We start from the raw sequence: 22,527 nt of genomic DNA, 5'->3' as shown, positions 1-22,527 counted from the left end.
CGTATTCCTCCTCTCCGTCCGGCCATGCAGGAGCGGTGTGGTCGCGGCTGTGGCGGTGCTCCCCTCTTCTTTCCCCCATCCGGAGGGTTTAGTATATCTGACCTCCCGTGCCACCTTAATGCATGGAGATCGCAGAAATCCTCAACTTCACCGTTCCGCTCTCCGACATCACGCTCGAAAGCGTTGTTCTCGCCGTGCTGGTCGCGATCATCGGGTGGATTGTGGTGAAGGTGCTCACGTCTGCCTTCACAAAGATGCTCTCCCGGGCATCAAACCTGCCCGCCCTGGTCATCGAGTTCCTGGTCCGTTTCTTCTCGGTCCTGCTCTACGTGATCCTCGCCCTCATCGTCCTCGCGACGCTCGGGTTCGATGTCTCCTCCATGGTGCTCGGGCTCTCGGCGGTGATCGGACTCATCCTCGGCTTCGGCCTCCAGGACACCATCACCAACCTCGCCGCCGGGGTCTGGGTGGCGGCCTTCCGCCCCATCGACAAGGGGGAATATGTCGAGGTCAACGGCATATCCGGGACGGTCACCTCGGTCGGCATCATGGCGACCGAACTGCTGAAGCCCGACAACACCTACATCACCATCCCGAACTCCCTGGTCTGGGGGAGCCCGGTGATTAACTCCACCAGGATGGATACCCGCCGCACCGAGGTCAAGGTCGGGGTCGCCTATGACAGCGACCTTGATACGGCGATCCGGGTCGCCACCGACCTGATGACGGCCCACAAGGCGGTGCTCCCCTTGCCGGGACCCGAGGTTGTCGTCACCGAACTGGCCGACTCTTCGGTGAACCTCTCCCTGCGGGCCTGGACGAAAACATCGGACTTCTGGGGCGTGCAGTGGGACCTGACCCGCGACGTCGTCAGGGCGTTCAAGGAGGCCGGCATCGAGATTCCCTTCCCGCAGGTGGACGTTCACCTGGACAGGATGCAATAGATCCCCTCTTTTTGCCGGTCCCCGGGAGGCCATCCCTCACCGGGTGCGCCCGAAGTCGATGAAGCCTTTGTAGGGGTCTGCCGCCAGCAGGCGGACGCGCACCCTCTGGCCGACCCTGAGCCCCTGCTCGCCCAGCACGACCCTTCCTTCGGCCGGCGGGTCGATCAGCCGAACGTACGTCCCCTTCTCCGATGCCCCGGTGACGAACGCATCGAACGCCTCACCGATCCTCTCCCGGAGCAGGACCGCGGCCGCGGCCTTCCGGACGAAGCGCTCGACCTTTTGAGACGCTTTCTCCCGGCCGGTGAGCCGGACGGCAAGTTCGTCGAGTTCGGCGGGCGTGTAGGGCGGGTAGGGTTCGGCGTCAACGACCGATTTGGTCAGACGCTGGATGACGAGGTCGACGTAGCGCCGGTTCGGGGCGGTGCCGTGGGTGTAGTCGGTGACGGCGAGGGCGAAGTGGCCGATCGGTTCGTCGCCCGGCCGGAAGGCCACGTACTCGCCCGCCCCCATCAGTTTCACCACCGTCAGGGAGAGGTCGGGGAAGCGGTCGGGGTCGGCCGCTTTCTGCCGGATGAGGAACCGGGTGAGCGCCTCCGCGTCCGGCTCGGCGGGCAGCGTCTCGCCGCGTTCCGCCGCCTCCGCAACAATCCCCTCCCAGTTCTTCGGGGTGCGGACGACCCGGTGGATCATGGGCAGATCGGCGTCGTTCAGGAACGCTGTCAGGGTTCCGTTCGCCGCGACCATGAACTCCTCGATCAGGCACCGCGCGCGGTTCTGCCGCTGGACGACGAGCCCTATGACCCGCCCGTCCGCCACGACCGGTTCGGCCTCGATCGTCTCGAGGGAGAGCGCCCCCTGTTCTGTCCGGCGCTTCTTCATGCGCACCGCGGCCTCGTCCTGGAGGAGGACCTGCTCCTCGAGGCCCGGCGTCTCCGCGACCGCCGGGGGGACGGGGGCGCTTCCTTCCAGCCAGTCGCCGACCTCCTCGTAGACGAGTTTTGCCTGGTTCGCAACAATTGCCCGGTAGACGTCGCCGGGTACCGTGCTTCCGTCGGCAAGGACCGTATACTCGATGACGACCGCCATCCGGTCCCGGCCGGGCAGGAGCGAGGTGATGCCTGCCGAGAGGCGGTCGGGCAGCATCGGGAAGGTCGTAACGCCGGTGTAGACCGAGGTTCCGTTATGGCCGGCATGCCGGTCCGTCTCCGAATCTTTCGGGACGTAGACGTCGACGTCGGCGATTGCAACCCTGACCCGGATCGCGCCGTTGTTCTCTCTTTCGCAGACCTCGATCTGGTCGAGGTCCTCTGAGTCGTGGTTGTCGATCGACGACCAGAGGAGCGAGCGGAGGTCGCGGGGGTCTTCGAGGGTATCCGGGAAGACCTTCGGGTCGAGACCCTCGACTTCCCGGAGAACGGGCGGCGGGAACCCGGGGATAAAGCCGTACTGCCGCATCGCCATCCATGCGATGGCGTTCAGGTCGACGGGCTGCTGGTTCTGCATCTGATTGAGAGATACGTTTCAGGGGATATAAAGTAGCCCCGGGGCGTTGCCCGGCCTCCCCGCACGTTCTGTGTCCGGGCCTTGAGTTGGCCGGAGGAACACCGACCGTTACCGGCTGTTCTTCCGATTGTCTTTCTCCCACCAGACCGCCGCGGTCGGCCGTACCGTCGTCTCGACGTATCTCCCGGATTCGTCCCTCCGGAGCGTCCGGGCGAAGTAGTCCCTGACCGGGGAGAGATCTTCCATGCCGGGGTTGTGCATCGCCACCCAGGTCCGGGCGGCCTCTTCGGGGGAGTCGTAGACCGCGTCCCAGACGGCACGGTAGATCCTGACGTTCGGGTGGATCCCGGCGTCGTGGAGGATGTTGACGGGGTAGATGTAGTCCGGGTACCCCTTCCGCATGGCCGCTTCCTCCCCAAAGACTGCCCTGTACAGCGCCATCTCCTCGGGGCCCCGCCACTCGCCCGCGTGCCAGAAGAGGTAGGTCGTCCGGAGAGCCGCGGCATCGAGTTTTTCGAGGGCGGCGGCGAGGTCGTAGAAGCCGAGCGAGAACGCCGCGACGACCACGTCGTGCGGCTCGATATCCTTCCCGATCACCGTATCCTCCCAGCGCATCTTAACACAGGAGTAGTTCGTGAGCCCCTCCGTCGCCATCCGCTCGCTGAGGATGGAGAGCATGCCTCCCGACGGGTCGAGGGCCGTCACGTGGGCGGCGGTCCGGGCAATCGGCACGGCCAGTCTCCCCGTTCCCGCACCCATATCGAGCACGGTGTCGCCCGGTCGTACGTCCAGGGTCGCGAGTTCATGCCGGGTTGCCGATCGCTCGTCGCGGGTGATCCGCCGGTAGGCGGCGGCGCGTCTGTCCCAGTGGGCGGCGGGGTCGCGGTCTTTTTCGGCACGTTCGGACGAACCCGTATGAAGCGCTTTCCAGAGCTCGTTCCAGTCGATGATCCGGTGCATGGATGTTCATCTCGCCCGGAATATTATAAGCGCTCGCTCGCGACAGCAGGGCTGCGATTATGATGCCGGGTCCTCTCTGCTATTCCAGACGTTTCGTCCGCGATCGGTAACATCTCCCGGCAGGTCCACGAGTTCGACGGGGTATGGAGCGAAGAACGACTGGTTCATCAGGTATGGCTCCTGGAACCGGATCACCCACGACCGGAGCAGGCCGCGGGGTTCTGCCAGCGTAGCGTGGCCGTTTTTATAACGGTCGATCAGCCTGATGCAGTACGCCTTCTCTTCGCCTGAGATCCGGTCGCTGAAGTATCCCAGGGTATGCAGGAGAACGTTGACGTTGCCGGTATACCGGGGAGGCCGTGCGAGCGCCGCAGAGAGCATCCGGCGATACCGGAGGAATAGTTCTGCCGGTTCAACTTCTGCCCGGTTTGCGACGAGCCTTCCTGCCTCCCGCAACATCTTCTGGCTCGAGGCGAGCAGAAAGAGCTTGTTGTTCGCATGGAACTGCACGAGGGCTTCGCGGTCCCGGGTTGCTTCGATGCCCCGGAATGCCGCCATGATGAAGACCCCGGAGAGGAAATGATCGCGGATCCGCGCATTGTTCAGGCGCAGCTCGTCTTCTACGGGGAGGTCCGGGTACCGCTTCAGCACCTCGCGGGCGAAAAACCCTGCGGACTTTGCTATCGCCGCGGATTTTTCAGGTGACGGATACACCCGGACGTTCCGGGTTCCCGAGGTTGGAGAGCAGCCTTTGAGAATAAAACCGTCGATTGGGGGCAGGGAATCGAGGAATCGTGCTGCGAAGGCGGACATCTCCATCGTAACGTCCCGCCCGGTGGCCGGCTGCACGAGGTGGTCGGAACCGTCTATCCGCACGATCCTGACGGTCGCCCGGGGGACGCCGAGCCCGATCTCGACCTCCGGGCAGACCGGGATGCAGTCGGCGTACTCCCTCAGGCGTGCCACCGTGGGGGAGGGTATCTTCGAACCGTCGTAGCGGCACGGGTCGAACTCAATGCAGCGGCTGACGACGAGGCGGGGGCGCGGGTATTCCCGGGTCATGGGGCTCATGATACGGCGGTGTGCATATCAACCCTTGGACCGGGTGGGAGCGGGCGTATCTGCTGAGCCGCACCCTCCAGACCACGGCAGGCTTGCTCCCGGGCGCCACTTCATGGCCCTGCGGCGCGACTCTCCTCTTGTGAAGCCAGCGGTCGGCCTTGAGAAGCGCGGTGTCTGGATGGGCACCCGGGCCGGCTCCTTGCTGCAACCCCCGGAACCCTTATTCCTCTGTTCAGCGAGAACTCCGATCATGAAAGTGCTTGGCATTAGCGGAAGCCCGAGGGCGAGGGGGAACACCGCCCGCCTCCTTGCGGAGGTTCTCCGCGGGGTCTCCGACGCAGGCGGCGAAGTGAGCGCCGTCAGCCTTTCTAAGTACGTTATCGCCGGCTGCATCGGTTGCGAACGGTGCAGGCATGACCTGACCTGCACCCGCTTCAACGACGGTATGACCATGCTGTACCCCCGCATCGTGGAAGCGGATGCGCTCGTTCTCGGCTCGCCCGTCTACCACTACAACGTCACCAGCCAGATGAAGGCGTTCATCGATCGGCTCTACGCCTTCTATGACTTCACCGATGAGCGTCCCCGGGGCTACTCCAGCCGTCTTGCGGACCGGAAGCGGAAGGCTGTGGTGTTCGCGGTGGGCGAGCAGGGGGATCCCGCCGACCTCGGCGTTGCGCTGGAGGCGCTCTCCCTGCCGCTCCGGCCGCTCGGGTATGAGGTGGTTGCGGAGCTACCGGTCCTCAACTGTTTCGAGCCGGGCATCGTCGGAGAGAGAGGGGAGGTGCTCGAGCGGGCATACCGGTGCGGCCGCGACCTGGCTGCGGCGCTCTCCGGGGCCTGAGGCGGCGGCTCAGGTCACGGGTGAAGCGTTTCGCGGTGCATGCGTCTGTACCCCGCCGTTCGGATGAGAGGTGCCCGGCTGGTGGAGAACGGAGGGAGGAAACTTATTTACGATGAAAGAGGAAAGGACCCTCAGTCGCTTCCTGAATCGCCGTTCCGGAGCGGCGCAGGCCGGAGGCGCCGATGAAAAATATCCCGACAGCGACATTCGTGTGGCTCTTTTTCCTGCTGGTCTTCCTGTTCTCCCTTCCCGTGTACGTGCTCCGTCTCGTTGCTCCGTACAGCCTGTTGATGGTCTTTAACCCCTTCATCGCGGCCTCGATCCTTACCTGCCGGAAGGCCGGGTCGGACGGCGTGAGGCTTCTCTGGAAAAGGTCCTTTGATTACAAACGGATCCGGCGAAAGATCTGGTATATCCCTCTTCTTCTCCTGATACCGGCCGCGACAACCCTGCAATACGGACTGATGAGGCTGATGGGGGTCTCGATCCCCGGCCTGCAGTTTCCGCTCCTGATGATGCCCGTCTATTTCCCGGTCTTCTTCATCCTCGCGATCGGCGAAGAGGTGGGCTGGTCGGGATACGCCCTCGACCCGCTGCAGGACCGGTGGGGGGCGCTCCCCGCGGGTATCATTCTGGGGACGGTATGGGCCCTGTGGCACCTCGTGCCCTACTCCCTCGCGAACCCACCGCTCTGGGTGGCGGGCCAGTGCGTCGCGACGGTGATGGCACGCATCCTTATGGTCTGGCTCTATAACAACACGGGAAAGAGCGTGTTCGGCATGATCCTGTTTCATGCCATGATCAACATGGGATCGGTCCCCGATTACGGTTTCCCGTACGACCCCGTCCTGGTGAGTGTCATCCTGACCGTCATGGCTGCGGTTGTGGTCTTCCTGTGGGGGCCCGGGACCCTGGCCCGTTATCGATATGGTTGAGCGGTTGAATGAACGGCACCCATACGCACCGGGAGGAAACCCGTGCTGCTATCCCGCTTCACTCCAGGCAGGACGGCCGCAGCCATGAGGATGAAAAAGAGTGCGGCAGGGAGGTGCCCCCACCGACTTCAGTGCTTACGGCCTCAGCGGGACCACGTACGCCGCTCCTGCCGTTGAATCGGCGAAGTGCGCCCCTGTCACCATGCGGTTGCCGAAGGCCGATAGCGAGTAGCCGAATTCATCGCCTGCCACTCCATCGGATGCGGTAACCTTCCCGACCTCAATCCACTGATTGCCCGTCCGGCGGAATAGATAGATTGCACCCCGGTTGGCATCGTCCCCGATGTCGGCCCGGTTGGCGCCCACCGCGATGACGTCTCCGGCGATGGCTATCGCCTGGCCGATCTGGTCGCCGGCCATCGCGTCGCCTGCGGTGAGCCTGGCTACCAGGTCGGCGGAGTTCCCGTTCAGGGAGAAGACATAGGCCGCACCTGCGTCCTTTGCGCCGGGGAGGTCCGCTCTCCGGGCACCGACCGCGATCGTGTCTCCGGCAATCGCAACCGTAAACCCGAAGTTGTCATCCGCTTTTCCGTCCGGCGGCGTTATCTTTGCGACCTCCGCCCATCCGTCCGGGGATTTGCGGAAGAGGTAGGCCGCGCCGGCGCCCTCGGGGTCGGCATTGCGGGCGCCTATCACGATCAGATCTCCCTGTACGGCCACCGACTGGCCGAAGTAGGCTCCCGGTGCGGGGTCGCCTGCAGTGATCTTTGCCGTGTTCGTCCAGCTGCCGCCACGGCAGACGAACACGTAGGCGGCACCGACGTCGGCAGCGTTGAGGTTCTCTTTCCGGGCCGTCACCACGAGAAGGTTGCCCTGGATGGCAAGAGCACGGCCGAAGTTATCCTCGTCGGCCGGCTCGGGAGAGACGATCTTGTCCTCGAAGTGCCATGATCCCTGGTATTTCTTGAACACATACACGGCTCCGGCATTTGAGAGGTCGCCGACCTGTGCGAACCGGGCTCCGACGATCACCGTGTTGCCCTGGATCGCAACGGCTCTCCCGAATTCAGCCCCATCGGTTGGATCCGGGGCGACCAGTTTCGCTTCCGGGACGTATCCCCGGCCCTGGCGCTTGAAGAGGTAGACGGCCCCGGCACTGCTGACCGAATCGGTATCCGCCCCGCCGGCCCCCACTGCCACGAGGTTTCCGTCCATGGCCACGGATCGGCCGAACTCCGCGGCATCGACGGGGTCGTCGGCGGTCAGCCTGAACTCCGCAACCGGCCCCTGCCCCCCGGCGGCGAGCGGTTTGTCCGCACTCACGATGCCGACGCCCACGGCGAGAAATGCAATGAGCATTACCATTAATAATCGATTTCTGGTAGAATTCATAATCCAGCCCCCCTGTTAAGGGCTGAACGGGGAATTCATCCAGGTGGAATAAATATATTCGTTATTCGTGCTGTGTTAACCACTGTTATTATACCGGCGTCGCGGATGGTGGCGTGTGTCGGGTTGCCGTCCCGGCTCTCACGGCCTGCCGCAGGCGATCCGGGTCCACCCATCGGGGAAGTACCGGTTCGTGCCGCTGGGATCGAAAAAAGGGACCGAACCTCCCCGGCACTCAGTTCTTAAAACTGTGAATCGGTGCGGGAATCCGCCCGCCACGGTTTATGAAGTCGGCGCAGCAAAACCTGTTCACCTGCTGCACCGGTGCATGGCCTAACAGTCCGCCGAACTCGACGGTCTCGCCGACATCCTTTCCTATCACCGGGATCAGCCGCACAGCGGTCGTCTTATTGTTGATCATCCCGATTGCAGCCTCATCCGCGATGATACCGGATATCGTCGAAGCGGGTGTGTCGCCCGGAATTGCGATCATATCGAGGCCGACCGAGCATACGCAGGTCATCGCCTCGAGCTTTTCGAGCGTGAGGGCGCCGCGGTTCACCGCATCGATCATCCCCTGGTCCTCGCTGACCGGGATGAATGCACCCGAGAGCCCGCCGACAAAGGAGCTCGCCATAATCCCTCCCTTCTTCACCTGGTCGTTCAAGAGGGCGAGCGCGGCCGTCGTCCCCGGTGCGCCGACCGATTCGAGTCCCATCTCCTCGAGGATCCCGGCGACGCTGTCCCCGACGGAGGGTGTCGGAGCCAGAGAGAGGTCGACGATCCCGAACGGGATCCCGAGCCTCTCCGACGCCTCCTGGGCGACGAGTTGCCCGGCACGGGTGACCTTGAAGGCCGTCCTCTTGACCGTCTCGCAGAGAATCTCGAAGTTCTTTCCCCGGACACCCTCGAGTGCATGCTTGATGACGCCCGGCCCGCTTACGCCCACGTTGATGACCGCATCCGCTTCAGAGACGCCGTGAAACGCCCCGGCCATGAACGGGTTGTCGTCGGGGGCGTTGCAGAGGACGACCAGTTTCGCACAGCCAAGGGAGTTATTCTCTTTCGTCGCCTCGGCCGTCTCCCGTACAATCTCTCCCATCAGTTTTACGGCATCCATGTTGATCCCGGTCTTCGTCGAGCCGATATTGACCGAGCTGCAGACCCTTTCGGTCGAGGAGAGAGCCGCCGGGATTGAGCGGATGAGCGCTTCATCGGCCGGGGTCATGCCCTTTGAGACGATGGCCGAGTATCCCCCGAGGAAGTTGACCCCCGTATCCCGTGCGGCCCGATCCAGCGTCTTTGCAATCTCTACAAAATCTTCCGGGGACCTGCAGGCCCGTCCGCCGACAAGTGCGATGGGGGTTACGGATATTCTCTTGTTTACAATCGGGATCCCGTACTCGAGCTCGATCTCCCTCCCGGTTGAGACGAGGTCTTTTGCCAGCCGGGTGATCTTGTCGTATATATTCCGGTTTAAGGCATCGAGATCGGAGTCGCAGCAGTCAAGAAGGCTGATGCCGAGCGTGATGGTCCTCACATCGAGTTTCTCCTGCTCGATCATCTTGTTCGTCTCGTTCACCTCGAGAATAGTGACCATAAAATCCCTCAGATACGATGCATTTTTGTAAAGATATCTTCCCGCTGGCACCGGATCCTGACACCGATCGCATCGCCGAGTTCGTCGAGTTCGGTCACCATCCCGGCATACGGTTTTGTTGATCCGCTGGTATCGACGATCATCATCATATTGAAGTATCCCTGCACGATCGTCTGCGAGATGTCCTCGACGTTGACCTGGTTATCTGCAAGATACGTGCAGACCTTCGCGATAATGCCGACGGTATCCTTTCCGACGACGGTAATGATTGTCTTGCTCATGCTCTCTCGTCCTTGCATGTTATTGGTTCTCTTCCGGCATTAATCCGATTAGAACACTTATCGGGAGGGACGGAGATATCCGGGATACTGGGCGTGACCGGAGCGCGATCGGTTCCAAACTTTCATCCCTCGCTGCGTTGCACGCATAGTATGGCAGTATCAGGTGAGATTGCAATTCGCCCGATGACGCGAACCGAAATCGGGATCGCGGTCGACTGGGCGGAACGGGAGGGCTGGAACCCCGGCCTCTCCGACGGAGAATGCTACTACGCGGTCGACCCGCAGGCATTCTTCGCGGTGCTCCTCGGCGATCGCCTGGTTGGAACGTTTTCGATCATGGTCTACTCGGACGAGTTCGCCTTCGGCGGGTTCTACATCCTGGACCCCGAATATCGGGGCAGGGGTGTCGGTCTTGCGATCCAGGAGTGCGCCGACCGGCTCGCCAGGCCCTACAACTTCGGGATCGACGGAGTATTCGAGATGCAGGACCGCTACAGAGACCACGGCTTCCTCTTCTCACACCGGAACATCAGGTACGAGGGTCTCGGCGGGGGCAACCGTCCTCCGGGTCTCGCAGACGCCGCGAGCGTTCCCTTCGACGCCCTCGTCCGCTACGATGCACGCCACTTCCCGGCAGAGCGGCCGGAATTCCTCCGTCACTGGCTGGCGCAGCCCGGCGCGACGGCGCTGGCCGTCCTCGAGGACGGGGAGGTCCGCGGCTACGGGCAGGTGCGGCCGTGCCGCAGGGGTGCGAAGATCGGCCCGCTCTTTGCCGACACGCCGGAGATCGCCGGGCGGATCTACTGCGGCCTTGCGGCGGCGGTGCCCGGCCAGCCGCTCTTCCTCGATGTGCCGGAGCCGAACGGCGCCGGTATCGCGCTCGCAGAGCGGCACGGGATGGTTCCGGTCTTCGGCACGGCACGGATGTACACGAAGGAGATCCCCGACCTCCCGCTCGATGAGTGCTACGGCGTCACGAGCTTCGAGACCGGGTGAGGGGGTATCCAGGCCGGATCGGGTGGCGTGCCCAGAAGTCTGCGAGCGCCCCGGCCATGTCCCGGGCGTTCTGCATCTGCATCCCGTGCGCAGCGCCCGGGAGGACGAAACCCCGGACATCCGGGAGCCAATCGAGAAGAAGCTGGTGCGTCTCCCCGAAACGTGCCCCGAGGGCGGTGCTTTCGCTGCCGACGACGGCGAGAACAGGCTGTGTGATGCTCTTCGCCTCGGCCTCGCCAAACCTCCATTCCAGCAGCGCTGGTACTTCCTGATCAAACGAGGTCCCGGCATCGGCGACCGCCTGCTCGAACGCTCCCGGCACCATCCGGTCGAGCGAAGCACGATACCCGGCTCCGAAGCGCGCCTGAAGAAACTCGTCTACGAGCTGCTCCGGGGGCTCCTTCCCGTACCGTTCCCGGCCTCGCAGCAGAGCGTCCCGGTAGGCCGGGCCGGCGGATCCGACGATGAGCGCCGGTTCCAGCAGGGCCAGCGATCCGACGGTGTCCGGAGAGTCTAATGCGAGTTGAATGGCGATACAGGCACCCGATGAGTGCCCCACGACATGCGCACGCTCTATGCCGAGGTGATGCAGCAATGCCCGGCAGTCGGCGGCCTGCTGCGCGATGCTTGTGGAGGCATCGCTGTGGCTGCTGCCCGCGTAGCCCCGGCGGTGGTACAGGACGAGTTTGTAGTGGTTGGCCAGGACCGGCTCGAACAACAGCGGTCGGAACGAGTCCGCGATGAGGGCGCCGTGAATAAAGATCGCGGACTCGCCGCTCCCCGAGACCTCGCACTCAAGCGTGATGCCGTCTACAGCCACGTTATCCATGATCCTCCATTCACCTACACCCGGGGAGAGGCATGCGGTGTACCCCCGTGCACACATAAATATACTCTTGCGGCCCGCCCCTCTCCAGGCCTTTCCTTATTCATACATCTGTTTGATGAGCCGGGGCTGGCTCTTTGAGATTCGGTCCTGATAACTCTGCCATGGGAGGCTGTGTAGCCGCAGATCCCTGATCCCGAACCGGACTTCACCCGGCCTCTCCGGGCGCCGGTTGAGCACGCCCGAAGACGATCGCGAGCAGGGGAAATACGATCAGACTGACCCCGACGTAGCCAAGGATGCCGATATTCCGGATGTTCATGTCGCCAAGCGGCACGCCGGCGAGCCCCGCGAGGCTCAGTACGCCGCTCGCGACCATGAGAACCCCGACCGTCTTCTCCAGCCGCCCCGTCCGGAATACGGGCGCGGCAAAGAGCATCGAGAGGGCGAAGAAGACGTCCCACGCGAGGATGTCGAGGGCGTACACGACGGACGGCCACTCGAAGGAGAAGAGGAACGATGCCCACGGGAACCCCGCGGACGCGATCCGGCGGCTTACGGTAAGGATGACGAAATGGACGCTGGAGGTTATCCCCGCCATAATGACCATGGATGCGAGCGCCGTGAGGCTGTACGCCCTGGCTCCGGGAGAGGCGTAACCGTGGACCGCAACCATGACGACGACCATCAGCGGCGCCAGCACGACGATGAGCAGCTCCAGCAGGGAGAAGTAAGGATCGCCGATCGGGTCCGCTGGCGACTGGAGCGAGAGGAGCCCGAGGACCAGCGTAACCGCGTATGCCACGAGAAGGAAGAAGACGGCCCAGGCTGCGGTTCTTCCGAGCCGGCGGTGTTGTCCGGTAAAATGTTCATGAGGCATTATTCAACTCCCGTGGTGGCTGCGTCGCCGCTTGCATGGATCGGTTGCCCTTTAGGGGGCCCTGTCAGTTCTACGTTGCGGTGCCCGTGAGTGAGGCGGGTCTGTGTAAGTCAACGTGAGTTGACTTGTAAGGCAATTTACATTGTTCTAGATTAGTATTCCATGGTGAGGTATCCCGATAATAGAGCAGGATTGAAGATCTCGTTCATAAAGGGGCGGGCCGGATGTCCGGCATCTTCTCTGTTTGGGCCAAAGGACCGGATTTATGCAACACGGCGCCGCTTCAGATAAGCATAAATATCCGGCGTGTTATGTGGGCACGCTCTCCCAGGAGGGGATCACGCTATGAGGAAAAGAATTATTTTGATGGGAATTGTATGCGTTTGTCTTACCCTGCTGGTTATTACACCTGGTATGGCGGCGCAGCACACACAATCTTCCGTAATAAATAATACTACCACCCCGTTGGTCTATTCCCAGGAAGAGTTCGAACTCAGGACAACCATGGACTCATTATGGACTGAACACGTTGTCTGGACACGTATGTACATCGTATCATCGCTTGAGAACGCTCCAGATACCAATGCCACCGCAGCACGACTTCTCTCGAATCAGGAAGACATTGGCGATGCCATCAAACCCTTTTACGGAGAGGAGGCCGGGGATAACCTGACCGCATTGCTAAAGGAGCATATCCTGATTGCGGTTGATATCATTGAGGCTGTGAAGGCGGAGAACACATCACAGGTGGATGCCGATTCGGCGCGGTGGAACCAGAATGCAGATGACATCGCCGCATTCCTTGCGGATGCGAACCCAAACTTCGAAGAATCGGCCATACAGGAAGCGTTATACATGCACCTCGCGATGACGAACGATGAAGTCGTTGCACGCGTAAATGGAAACTACACCGCTGATATCGAAGCCTACGACGAGATCTATGATCAAATTCTCGTCCTATCGGATACGCTATCAGATGGGATTGTGCAGCAGTTCCCGGAGCGATTCGGAAAATAGTTTTTTTTCTTTTTGGTGTGCCGGCTGTCTCTGGAGTTTGCTCTGATGGCCCGGCACCCGGTTCCACGACTCAAACAACACACCGTAAGAGTTGAGGCGCCGGCCCGGTTCAGGTGTGCCTGCCGGGCGGGCCGAAGGGTATACGTCCTGGAACCCCCGCCAGTCTGCACGACCTCTGTCCCGTATCGTCTCCCCGTGTTGGTGACGGTGAGCGACAGCCGCGCTTCGCCGTCCACGTCTGCTTTTCCTGTGACCTCCCCCTCACGCATGGTACGGATCCGGACCTCCTGGTTGAATTGAAGATTCAAAGCCATTGCATGTCAACCCTTTTACTTGAAGAATCTCAAAAACAGCATCCAGGAGTTATTAGTTCATGAAAAAGTACAGCAGAGACGATCAGGTAACGATGGCGGCCTGGGCCGCGGACTGCGCCGAGCGGGTGCTTGGGCTCTTCGAGAAGGCCTATCCCGAGGACGACCGGCCGCGCAAGGCCATCGAAGCCTGCCGGACGTGGGCCCGAACCGGCGTGTTCAGGATGACCGAGATCCGCGGGGCGTCGCTCGCCGCCCATGCCGCCGCCCGCGATGCGAAAGAGAATGACGCGGCTCATTTTGCTGCACGGGCCGCGGGCCAGGCGGTGGCGACCGCGCACGTCCCCCAGCACGCCTACGGGGGTGCGTACTACGCCCTCAAGGCCGTCGCGGCGGCCGACCCGGCGAACGCCGTGGTGAATGTCGCCCGGGAACGGGAGTGGCAGGCAGGAAGGCTTCCCGGGGGGCTGAGGGAGGAGATCATGGGCAGGATTGTCGTTCTGGAGCGCGGGGGAGGGGTTGTTATCAAACTGCAGAAAGACGAGGATTTTTGATGATTTATGGCGACCGAACTCTCTGTATCCTTCTCTCCGCTTCTGCATCCGCACCGGCTCATCAACCTACTTCCCTCAAATCCCTCCGTATCCGCCGCCGCAGGTACCACTCCGCCACCGTGCCCAGGGCATGGTAGACCGGACTGACCGGCACGTCCACATAATAGCGCCGCCCCTTCTCGAGCCAGCCCTGCTCCTTCCAGTAAGCATGATCCGCGGGAGCCGACTCGCCCAGCTCGTCGCAGGGCGCCCGCCCGATATGAAACGCCATCACGTCGAAGAGCCCCGGCCTCGCACGCGTTCCCCTCCGGAGCGCGGCGAGAAAGGCCTTTGCCGCCGCCTGCAGCTTCTCTTCGTTCTCCTGAATCCGGTAGGCGGGGAGCGGGCCCATCTTCGCGTGGGAGACGATCCCAGCCCGGGCGGCGACCTCGAAGCCCCAGATGCGGGCCACTGCATTGAGGTACTCCAGCACCTCCTTGCTTCCCACCGCTCCGGCGCTGGTGAGAAGGAGTGCCTTCTGCCGGAAGAAGCGGGGGCGGTGACAGATGTAGGCATGGCGGTCGATGAAGACCTTCATCAGTCCCGAGACCTGGAACGCGTAGACCGGGGTGGCGAAGATCACCCCGTCCGCGTCATGCATCTTCTGCTCGAGGAGGGCCGCATCGTCCTTGATGGGGCAGTACTCCTCCCCCCGGTCGAAACAGGTGTAGCACCCGCGGCACTGCTCCAGATTGACATCCTTGAGCATGACGTATTCCCAGTCCACCGCTGCGTTCTCCTGGAGGATCTCGCGGATCCGTTCGGCTGCGCGGTAGGTATTCGCCTTCCGGGCGCTGCCCATGATGACCAGGACCTTTATGGGCCGATCTTCCATGTAACAGTAAAAGCATATATCCCATACATAGGTTTTCTCGGCACCGACAGGTGCGTGCGGCTGCAAGGGAAAAAAGGGCAGCGAATAAGGTGAATGCAAAAATGGGCCTCCTGCAAAAGGCCCTGGCATTCTGGCGCGTCTGAATCCAGCCCGGTCAACCTACCCCGACCCGGTCAGTCCGGTTCCGTCAGGAACCCGGTGACCAGGCGGACGAACAGTTCCGGTGCCGTGCTCATCGCGATGTGCTGCTGCCTGGGCATGACCACGACCCTGCTGTTCGGCAACGCCGCATGCACCGCCTTCGTCGCTGCCCTGAGAAAGTCAGGGCTTTCGCTTCCCGACAGCAGCAATGTGGAAACGTTGAGATCTTTGAACCGCAGAGGGTCGAGAATGTAGTCCTCGTCAACGAGTTCCCGGGAGATGGTATGCGCTGCTGCCAGACGGGCCGCCCACACAGGCTCTTTTTGCAATGATGCGAGTTGGTCCTCCGGCACCCCCGCAATCTCGTGGAACAGTATTAAGAGTGCCTTTTCCCGGTCCCCTGAATCAAGGAGGGCCTGGATTTGAGCCCGGATACCGGGTGGGTAGATAGGCCCGTCTAACCGGATGGCTGGTTCGTAAAGAATGAGTTTGTGGAGGTTGCTGACGCGGAGAGCGGCTTCCAGAGAGATCAATGCGCCGTAGGAGTGGCCCAGGAGGTTCACCGGCCCGGGGATAGAACTCACGACAGCAGCGATATCCTCATACTCACGCTCGATGGCGTAGTCCGCCGCATCTCCGCTCCGGCCGCGGCCCCGCCGGTCGACGGCATATACGGTGAACGTCCGCTCGAGCATCGGGAGGACGGTCTGCCAGCGCGTATGATCCGCAGTTGTGCCGTGCACCAGGACCAGTGCCGGCCCCATCCCGCTTCGCTCGTAGGCGATAAGCGTTCCGTCTTTCGACCGTATCGTCTCCATTGACGTCTCCTCGCTCCGTACGTAGTGTCGACGGGTTATCGCGTGAGGTGGGCCACCTCTTTCATCGTCCCGGGCGTCACCTCATCGCACAGTTCCCTGAGTTCGGCTATGGACGATGCGCATTCCGGAGTTTGCCGCCACGCAGCAACAGTCTCCAGGGAATCCCAGGGACTGAAAGAAACAAACTTGTTTTTCTGTTCCAGGTCCTGCACCATGTACACCCACCGGCTGCCCTCCAGGTTATCCAGAGACCACCGGGCAAATTCCTGCCATTTTTTCACAAATATTTCTTCCTTTCCGGGTTTCACGATCCACAGACCGACCGTGAAAACCTGTCTCTCATGAGCCAACGGATCCACCGGAGGACCGTAGCGCTTGTTACTATTAATGGTTATTACCGGACTGTCATGCCGGCACTGCCGGATGTGGTCACAGCGGAAATACCTATGGAACTCCGATGAAAACGAATTAGAAAGTTACTCCGTTTCACATTGCCCTGAGACGCCACATCTGCTGAAAAATACCGGCAATGCAGCCGCACACATGCAAGAATGGTGCTGAAAACACCATCCCCTCACATCTTCAGCATCGCATCGAAACGCTGAGCCTTTTCATTCCCCATAAGACAGAAGGTCTGATACTTGAGCCCCATCTGACTGGCCACCGGGCAGCCGGGGCAAAGGCATCCTTTGTTTTCCGTGATACAGTGGAAGCTGCGCCCGGTGGAGCAGAAAAGAAGTTCCCCTGCATCTTTCGCGCAGTCGTTGTTCGTAGGGCATTGAGGGCACAGGCATATCTTTTTGAGTTCTTCCACTTTCATCTTGATCTGAGTCATGGGCATGCTCAGCAGCTGCCTCTGCATCCGAACGTACAGGTCTTCGGGAATCATTTCCTTCTTCTCCTCAAATTGCGCCATACAAATCGTTCGGACAGGCCTCGGTAGTATTAATAAATTTTTGCGAAGATGGACATACCTGTGGTGTGGATACAAGCCGCCGGGTGTGCCCACGGCAGAATGTGGCGGAGGCGGCCCGAACCGTTACTAAAAAAGAAAAGGGAGAGGGGTCGCTCAACTCCTTCTCAGCGAGTCGATTGCGATGGTGAAGGGCTCCCCCGTCCGAGTGGATGATCTCTATCTCGTCAGGAGCGATCAGGGGGCCGGAAGACCGTTTCCCCTCACTGCGGCTCTCCATGTTTCCAGAGCTCCTTCGCGCACTCCTCACAAACGCCCTCGGGGAGGACCACCCCCGCCTCCTCAAACGCCGCCCGGTATCTCTCCCGGAAAGCGTCGACCATCGGATCGTGCAGCCCGCACTGGGAGCACCGCTCCGACACCCGCTCCACCGGGACCGGCTCACCGTCCACGGTGACCGTCGGTGCGAACGCCCCTCTCGCCGGCCCCTCCGTTGGGAATTCCGCTTCATCATACAGCCCGGTCACGCAGAACGCCCGCCGGAGCGCGTGAGCCTCCGCACATTTCTGGAGCATCACATACGGCATCCGCCTCCAGGCGTCCGAGTTCGGTCTGTTGAACTCGTCAAACCGGACCGTCACCCGGATAGGGTGCTGCATCTTCTTGTGGTAGACCGTACACGTCGCTGAGAACAGTTTTCCGTCCTGTTCCTCAAACGTCGTTTCCATCCCGTCGAAATTGCCTGAAGCGTGCGCTAACGCCAGGAACCCATCGCGTCCGACGAAGATCCCTGCAGGCGTCGCCCATATCTGCCGGGCGAAGGGATCCAGCCTATACCTCTTCGCAAGTTCCAGCATGAGCATGAATTGTTCGGGACTGCAGCCCTTCGCCACGGTTTCCAGTAGAATCTCCCGCTGGTGTGCCGAATACTCTCCGGCGACAGCGATTTCAGTATCGGTTGTCATGCCTCCTCTTCGTATGAAGTTCTCGCCATGGTTCCCGCGTCCGGGGGACCGCTCTTGAGTGCCGTCTTGCTCCGGCACACCGAACAGATCAGGATGATCTTCCCGCCGTCCGCGTTTGCATAGTCAATGTTCGCCCTACTCCCCGCAGAACGATCCGTTTTCACGAGCAGGACTGCACAGAGAGCAGTATGCCTTGCCCTCACCCTCAACGTGCGCTGCGGCCGTGAGGATGCAGCCTTCTTGCATTTCGTCCGAACACCCCTCGTGCGGGCTATTGACCGCGCCGATCCCGGGTTCCGGGCAAGTCTGATGCTTCCTGGGACAGCAAAAATACTCAGAGCGGGGGGTGAAAGTGTAGCCCTTCGGGTAGACTCAGTCACGCTGGTTCATAGGTCTCAGGGCGTTTTGGCGCGCCTCACGCTGACGGCAACGACAATGGCCCCAATGATGAACGCAATCGCTCCTGCCGCCGCCCAGAATGGTGATGGGCCGACGACTTCCTCGCAATTCGCGATGCATAATATCGGGCGCATCCGAAGAATTCCTGTACCCTGCAAAAACCATAGCAGGCCGAGAAAAGCTACAAAGGCGCCGACAAGCGCTCCAACTACCTCTTTCGCATTCATGCTCGATCGAACGCGGTTCTTCGATATCAGATAAAACACCTTCTGCTTCGCAGGGTCGTGATGCCACCCGATACCGTTCCCGGCTGTGAGCGTTGCCGGGGCAACACCGGGCGGTTGCACTTTTTGTCAAAACAACCTTCATCTCCCCCGAAATCCCATCTAGGTACCAAAGGAGGGCCCCCCTGTCCATCGGGTTCCGGGAGCAGTATGCATTACCACGAAAACATCATCCTCATCGGCATGCCCGGTGCGGGGAAGAGCACCGTGGGCGTCATCCTTGCAAAATCCCTCGGCATGCAGTTCATCGATACGGATATCCTGATACAGGAACGGGCCGGGAGGATGCTGCAGGAGATCCTTGACGAAGACGGGCCGGATGCGTTCAAGCGGATCGAGAAAGAGACGATCCTCTCCCTTCACCCCCACCGTGCGGTGATCGCGACGGGTGGCAGCGTGGTCTGCAGCGGAGATGCGATGGCGCACCTGAGGTCGGGAGGGGTGGTCGTGTACCTCAAGATCTCGTATGACGAGATGGAAAAGAGGCTCAAGAACATCACGACCAGGGGGATACTCCTCCTTCCGGGCCAGAGCCTCCGCGAGATGTACGACGAGCGCGTCCCGCTGTACGAGAAGTATGCCGATCTCACCGTCGCGTGTTCGGGCGAGGACCTCGAGTCCGTGGTCGGGAACGTGATCGAAGCGTTGTGAGGGGGCCGGGGATGCACGCAGGGGCGCCGGCCGGACCGATTTCACCGGAAGACAGAACTCCGGGTTTCGCACAGGGTTGCCCGGAAATTCCGGATGCTCTCTTCGAGCACGGGTTCACGACCAGAGGTCTGCTTCCGGCGCTTCGGGCTGAACACGGACCCGATTGAAATCTACAGAGCTCCCGCTATGCTATCATAAGAGATATCTGGAGAGATATCGCACGTAACAACGATCATGCGTATCGAGTATCCCGATATCGGAATCTGCGGACTCTCCTGTCGGCTTTGCCCCATGTACAATACCGAAGCAGAGAGTAGATGTTCTGGGTGCAAGAGCTCAACCAGAATGGCGGTCGGTTGCCCGTTTATCACATGTGCCGTTAAGAGAAAGGGAATCGAATTCTGCTGGGAGTGCGAAGAGAGCGATACGTGCGAAAAATGGAAGAAACACAGGGAAGCCGGTAAAGAGCACGATTCTTTTAAGTGCTACCAGACACTCGAGGAAGATATCTCGTTTATATCCCGGCATGGAGTGTCCGCATTTCAAAAGATACAGGAACAACGCGGGTTCTTACTCAGGGAGATGCTGAAAGACTTCAACGAAGGCCGTTCAAAAAGCTACTACTGCATTGCTGCAACTGTTCTGGAACTTGAAGACCTTGAGGAAGCGCTGTCCCGGGCAAGAGAAGAATCCGGGGGACTTGATGTCAGGGCAAAGTCAAAGGCTCTTCATCGGATTCTTGATGAGATCGCTTCGAGGAGAGACTATCGCTTAAAATTGAGGAAGTAAGCACGGTAGCGACTTCTCGCTTCACACTCCATTAAACTTCTGACTAACCTTCCTCACCGTTCCGATTGTCTTTTCTGCTCTGGAGTAGAGGGCTCTCTTACCGATGCTCAAGCGGATATCTTTTACACTCATAGGGGCACTTTTCGGCGTCGCCTCACTTATGGGCATCCTGGGTTCCGGTGAAACTACCGCACTCGTATCCAGCGGGCTCGTAGGGGCGCTTGTGGGAGGATACATCGGCTATAGGATCGCGAATCGGTAAACCGGGTACTTAGCGGTGGAGATATCCTCTCGTTTGTTTTCCTTTGCCTTTTGCAGCAGAGACCCCCTGGCAAGAAGTATACTCTTCCGGATGGTGTCCAGGTCCCGGCCATCCGGAGGTGAGGGATTACGACCCCGTTTCTGCGACCAGGAACCGCCCTTCCTCGTCCTCGGCGAAGGTCACCGTGACCATCTCCCCTTCGTGCACGCCGAAGTCCGAGTAGGGTTCGTTCAGGAGCGTTCCCCGGAATGAGGCGCCGTCGTCCGACTGGCCTTCCAGGCGGACCCACACGCCTTCGGGGATCAGTTCCCGGTCGTTCGAGCAAAGGATCACCGATACGTCGTCGAAATACCCCGGAGCCCTGAACCTGTCGAGGTCAACCCTTTTTCTTACTGCCTGGAGCGCTTCCGGTTCGTAATAGAGGCGCCATCGCTGTTCCTCGAGCAGCGAGAGATCGTTCGCTTCATCGTTTGAGAGGAGCGTATACGTTCCCACCTCGTCGGAGTGAAGTATGAGTCCCTCGCCGTGGTTCTCGAAGTTCGCGACGATCTCCGGCCTTCCGGCCCCGGTCCGGCAGAGGGAATGGATACGAAAGGTGATGCCCTCCTCGTGATCCACGTAGAAGAAACCGATGCACCTCTCCGCGTCCGGGCGTATCAATCCCTTCGCGGAGAGGATACGGGAGATGCCGGCATCGATCTCTGCAACCGCCCACCTGTTGATGATCTCCCGGTCTGAATAGGGTGTCGTTCCATCGTTCATGGTACGTGTACAGGATTCTTGCGTGCAGCGTGAAAGGGGTTTTGAAATGTTCACGGGAACCTCTTGATTTGCCTGGGGTGTCAATTGGGTGTGTGGGCGTTCGGGGAGGGTGGGGTGGTGGTTCTGGTCGGGCATTGGGAGCCCTCTTACACTGCCTTATCCCCCACCGAGCACCTTCACCAGCACCGCCACCACGCTGCCGGCGACCCCATCGGCCCCCCAGCGCCCGTAACCGTGCCTCAAAATCCTCGCTCGAAGATCTTCGGTCTTCTCCCGCTCCGGTTCTGATGAACTGTCGCGAGTCGCAACCCGCACCTTTTCTCAGTGCCGGGGCTAGCTCGCCCTGGTAACAACTCCTCTTCAGACAGAGATATGTAGATTGAAGCACCAGAGGATCTTATACCGCAGAGGTGAAGGTGTCATGACGCACGTAAAAGAGGAGATCATCAGTGAGTTGAGCGACCTTCCGCCCCGGACGTACGGTGAGGTGCTCGATTTCATCCGGTTCCTCAAGTCCCGGCGCCGGAAGGCTGCCCCGGACACCGCCCTCGCGAGCGAGCCTGTGCTCCGGAAAGACTGGCTCCGGCCCGAGGAGGAAGAGGCGTGGAGCGATTTGTGAAGGGCGATGTTGTCGTTGTACCGTTTCCCTTCTCCGATCTCTCAACCGTGAAACGGCGCCCGGCTCTTGTCGTTGCGGCGCCCGGTGGGGACGATGTCATCCTCTGCCAGATCACGAGCCAGCAGATCCGGGATCGTTATGCCGTTGGTATCACCGACGTGAATTTTGCAGAGGGTACGCTCCACAAACCGAGCAACATCCGGCCAAACCGGCTCTTTTCTGCCAGCGTCGATCTGATTCTTTATCGAGCCGGCCGTCTCAACGACCAGACCGTCACATCGGTCATCGATCGGATCATCGGGATCCTGCAGGCGGAATAAATTCCTGCCCCAACATTTCGTTGGGAGTCAGCGGTTGCGGTCTTCGCATCCCGCTCGCTTTCAACCGCGCACGGTTCGCATTTAGCAGCCCCTTTCCAGACTCAGCCACGACACGCTCGCCTGTTCTCCACCATGAGCAGATCCTCTTTCGCGACCCTGGCACCTTCGAGCCCACGAACCGTCCTGTCGGATATCTCCACCACCGCGATGCCCTGGCCGGGGAACTCACCCGGCGGGAGGGGCGCGAGTATGAGCACGCTCAAATACGCCCGCGTGAACGGAACGTATGAAGGTGAGGAGATCACGCACGACCTCAAGCGAACCGTTGCCGCCATGCTCCGCGACGGTATCCCCCGCCGACAGATCGTCGAGGAGACCTCAGCCCTCTACGGCATCCCGGCGGAGTGTGTGGAAGAGGTAGTGGCCGCCACAGGGGAGGCAGACTGCGATCCTATCTCGGGTGTTTCGTGAGGAGAAAAGAAGTAGTTACTCCGGGATCACATTCGGAGGCTGGAGAGCTGGAGACGGAAGATACAAATCAAGAAGTCAGGGAAGGACAGGACAGTCCCGGAGACGGAAGGATATCATCGAGGCGTATAATCATCTCACCGATGCTGCAACTACC

General features: G+C 60.8%; 27 protein-coding genes. 11 read left to right on the top strand and 16 right to left on the bottom strand.

The features are described 5' to 3' along the window. Window positions 1–122: 122 nt before the first annotated feature. On the top strand, window positions 123–944 hold the full coding sequence (locus tag DIC75_RS01040) for a mechanosensitive ion channel family protein (protein ID WP_250986160.1): 822 nt from the start codon (window positions 123–125) through the stop codon (window positions 942–944). Between the two features lie 36 nt (window positions 945–980). Here DIC75_RS01040 and DIC75_RS01035 read toward each other — a convergent pair whose 3' ends face one another. The 3 genes from DIC75_RS01035 to DIC75_RS01025 form a co-directional block, all read right to left on the bottom strand. Next, on the bottom strand, window positions 981–2,450 hold the full coding sequence (locus tag DIC75_RS01035; RefSeq protein WP_250986159.1) for an RNB domain-containing ribonuclease: 1,470 nt from the start codon (window positions 2,448–2,450) through the stop codon (window positions 981–983). A gap of 108 nt (window positions 2,451–2,558) precedes the next feature. After that, a complete protein-coding gene (locus tag DIC75_RS01030) occupies window positions 2,559–3,410 on the bottom strand; it encodes a class I SAM-dependent methyltransferase (RefSeq protein WP_250986158.1) in 852 nt (283 codons plus the stop codon). A gap of 57 nt (window positions 3,411–3,467) precedes the next feature. Further along, entirely contained in the window at window positions 3,468–4,472 is a 1,005-nt protein-coding gene (locus DIC75_RS01025) for a YbgA family protein (RefSeq protein ID WP_250986157.1), read from the bottom strand. A gap of 250 nt (window positions 4,473–4,722) precedes the next feature. Here DIC75_RS01025 and DIC75_RS01020 point away from each other — a divergent pair, with 250 nt between their 5' ends. Together DIC75_RS01020 and DIC75_RS01015 are read left to right on the top strand one after the other, a co-directional pair. Then, a complete protein-coding gene (locus tag DIC75_RS01020; protein ID WP_250986156.1) occupies window positions 4,723–5,316 on the top strand; it encodes a flavodoxin family protein in 594 nt (197 codons plus the stop codon). A gap of 182 nt (window positions 5,317–5,498) precedes the next feature. Beyond that, window positions 5,499–6,251, top strand: a complete 753-nt coding sequence (locus tag DIC75_RS01015; protein ID WP_250986155.1) for a CPBP family intramembrane glutamic endopeptidase — start codon at window positions 5,499–5,501, stop codon at window positions 6,249–6,251. Between the two features lie 135 nt (window positions 6,252–6,386). On the opposite strand, the gene DIC75_RS01010 is transcribed toward DIC75_RS01015, so the two are convergent. From DIC75_RS01010 to DIC75_RS01000, 3 genes are all read right to left on the bottom strand, one after another. Further along, window positions 6,387–7,616 carry an FG-GAP repeat protein gene (locus DIC75_RS01010; protein WP_250986154.1) on the bottom strand — a complete coding sequence of 410 codons (1,230 nt, stop codon included), beginning with the start codon at window positions 7,614–7,616 and terminating at the stop codon, window positions 6,387–6,389. 259 nt (window positions 7,617–7,875) lie between these two features. Beyond that, a complete protein-coding gene (locus DIC75_RS01005) occupies window positions 7,876–9,240 on the bottom strand; it encodes a PFL family protein (protein ID WP_250986153.1) in 1,365 nt (454 codons plus the stop codon). An 8-nt stretch (window positions 9,241–9,248) separates the two neighbouring features. Further along, window positions 9,249–9,521, bottom strand: a complete 273-nt coding sequence (locus DIC75_RS01000) for an ACT domain-containing protein (protein WP_250986152.1) — start codon at window positions 9,519–9,521, stop codon at window positions 9,249–9,251. A gap of 150 nt (window positions 9,522–9,671) precedes the next feature. Here DIC75_RS01000 and DIC75_RS00995 point away from each other — a divergent pair, with 150 nt between their 5' ends. Continuing rightward, the gene (locus DIC75_RS00995; RefSeq protein WP_250986151.1) at window positions 9,672–10,517 is read left to right on the top strand and encodes a GNAT family N-acetyltransferase; all 846 of its coding nucleotides are present in this window, start codon (window positions 9,672–9,674) and stop codon (window positions 10,515–10,517) included. On the opposite strand, the gene DIC75_RS00990 is transcribed toward DIC75_RS00995, so the two are convergent. Then, window positions 10,495–11,346, bottom strand: coding sequence for an alpha/beta fold hydrolase (locus DIC75_RS00990; RefSeq protein WP_250986150.1), 852 nt, complete (start codon window positions 11,344–11,346; stop codon window positions 10,495–10,497). The two genes, DIC75_RS00995 and DIC75_RS00990, sit on opposite strands and share 23 nt — an antisense overlap. 205 nt (window positions 11,347–11,551) lie before the next feature. Next, the gene (locus DIC75_RS00985) at window positions 11,552–12,223 is read right to left on the bottom strand and encodes a hypothetical protein (RefSeq protein ID WP_250986149.1); all 672 of its coding nucleotides are present in this window, start codon (window positions 12,221–12,223) and stop codon (window positions 11,552–11,554) included. A 543-nt stretch (window positions 12,224–12,766) separates the two neighbouring features. On the opposite strand from DIC75_RS00985, the gene DIC75_RS00980 reads away from it, so the two are divergent. Beyond that, window positions 12,767–13,240: a hypothetical protein gene (locus DIC75_RS00980; protein WP_250986148.1), complete on the top strand. Its 474-nt coding sequence runs from the start codon at window positions 12,767–12,769 to the stop codon at window positions 13,238–13,240. A 373-nt stretch (window positions 13,241–13,613) separates the two neighbouring features. Then, window positions 13,614–14,105 (top strand): putative immunity protein, encoded by a 492-nt coding sequence (locus DIC75_RS00975; protein WP_250986147.1) that lies wholly within the window; start codon window positions 13,614–13,616, stop codon window positions 14,103–14,105. 61 nt (window positions 14,106–14,166) lie between these two features. On the opposite strand, the gene DIC75_RS00970 is transcribed toward DIC75_RS00975, so the two are convergent. The 6 genes from DIC75_RS00970 to DIC75_RS00945 form a co-directional block, all read right to left on the bottom strand. Further along, window positions 14,167–14,979 (bottom strand): flavodoxin family protein, encoded by an 813-nt coding sequence (locus tag DIC75_RS00970; protein ID WP_250986146.1) that lies wholly within the window; start codon window positions 14,977–14,979, stop codon window positions 14,167–14,169. Window positions 14,980–15,152: 173 nt separating this feature from the next. After that, complete coding sequence (locus DIC75_RS00965; protein WP_250986145.1) at window positions 15,153–15,938, bottom strand: alpha/beta fold hydrolase; 786 nt, start codon at window positions 15,936–15,938, stop codon at window positions 15,153–15,155. Between the two features lie 35 nt (window positions 15,939–15,973). Further along, window positions 15,974–16,297: an antibiotic biosynthesis monooxygenase family protein gene (locus tag DIC75_RS00960; protein ID WP_250986144.1), complete on the bottom strand. Its 324-nt coding sequence runs from the start codon at window positions 16,295–16,297 to the stop codon at window positions 15,974–15,976. Between the two features lie 215 nt (window positions 16,298–16,512). Next, window positions 16,513–16,854, bottom strand: a complete 342-nt coding sequence (locus DIC75_RS00955; RefSeq protein ID WP_250986143.1) for a DUF2769 domain-containing protein — start codon at window positions 16,852–16,854, stop codon at window positions 16,513–16,515. 260 nt (window positions 16,855–17,114) lie between these two features. Next, complete coding sequence (locus tag DIC75_RS00950) at window positions 17,115–17,816, bottom strand: recombinase RecT (protein ID WP_250986142.1); 702 nt, start codon at window positions 17,814–17,816, stop codon at window positions 17,115–17,117. 395 nt (window positions 17,817–18,211) lie between these two features. After that, complete coding sequence (locus DIC75_RS00945; RefSeq protein WP_250986141.1) at window positions 18,212–18,349, bottom strand: hypothetical protein; 138 nt, start codon at window positions 18,347–18,349, stop codon at window positions 18,212–18,214. Window positions 18,350–18,649: 300 nt separating this feature from the next. Between DIC75_RS00945 and DIC75_RS00940 the strand changes: the two genes are divergently transcribed. Together DIC75_RS00940 and DIC75_RS00935 are read left to right on the top strand one after the other, a co-directional pair. Continuing rightward, on the top strand, window positions 18,650–19,150 hold the full coding sequence (locus DIC75_RS00940; protein ID WP_250986140.1) for a shikimate kinase: 501 nt from the start codon (window positions 18,650–18,652) through the stop codon (window positions 19,148–19,150). A gap of 234 nt (window positions 19,151–19,384) precedes the next feature. Next, window positions 19,385–19,939, top strand: a complete 555-nt coding sequence (locus DIC75_RS00935; protein WP_250986139.1) for a DUF3795 domain-containing protein — start codon at window positions 19,385–19,387, stop codon at window positions 19,937–19,939. Between the two features lie 388 nt (window positions 19,940–20,327). On the opposite strand, the gene DIC75_RS00930 is transcribed toward DIC75_RS00935, so the two are convergent. Together DIC75_RS00930 and DIC75_RS00925 are read right to left on the bottom strand one after the other, a co-directional pair. Continuing rightward, window positions 20,328–20,963 (bottom strand): hypothetical protein, encoded by a 636-nt coding sequence (locus tag DIC75_RS00930; RefSeq protein WP_250986138.1) that lies wholly within the window; start codon window positions 20,961–20,963, stop codon window positions 20,328–20,330. A gap of 156 nt (window positions 20,964–21,119) precedes the next feature. After that, complete coding sequence (locus DIC75_RS00925) at window positions 21,120–21,278, bottom strand: hypothetical protein (protein ID WP_250986137.1); 159 nt, start codon at window positions 21,276–21,278, stop codon at window positions 21,120–21,122. Window positions 21,279–21,384: 106 nt separating this feature from the next. On the opposite strand from DIC75_RS00925, the gene DIC75_RS00920 reads away from it, so the two are divergent. The 3 genes from DIC75_RS00920 (at window position 21,385) to DIC75_RS00910 (ending at window position 22,373) form a co-directional block, all read left to right on the top strand. Then, entirely contained in the window at window positions 21,385–21,582 is a 198-nt protein-coding gene (locus DIC75_RS00920; protein ID WP_250986136.1) for a hypothetical protein, read from the top strand. After that, on the top strand, window positions 21,567–21,902 hold the full coding sequence (locus DIC75_RS00915; protein ID WP_250986135.1) for a type II toxin-antitoxin system PemK/MazF family toxin: 336 nt from the start codon (window positions 21,567–21,569) through the stop codon (window positions 21,900–21,902). Before DIC75_RS00920 ends, DIC75_RS00915 begins: the two co-directional genes overlap by 16 nt. Window positions 21,903–22,151: 249 nt before the next feature. Next, window positions 22,152–22,373: a hypothetical protein gene (locus DIC75_RS00910; RefSeq protein WP_250986134.1), complete on the top strand. Its 222-nt coding sequence runs from the start codon at window positions 22,152–22,154 to the stop codon at window positions 22,371–22,373. Window positions 22,374–22,527: the final 154 nt, after the last annotated feature.

This window comes from Methanoculleus oceani (genome assembly GCF_023702065.1).
In the GTDB taxonomy this organism is placed as follows: domain Archaea; phylum Halobacteriota; class Methanomicrobia; order Methanomicrobiales; family Methanoculleaceae; genus Methanoculleus; species Methanoculleus oceani.
This window is presented reverse-complemented; position numbering and strand designations above follow the sequence as displayed.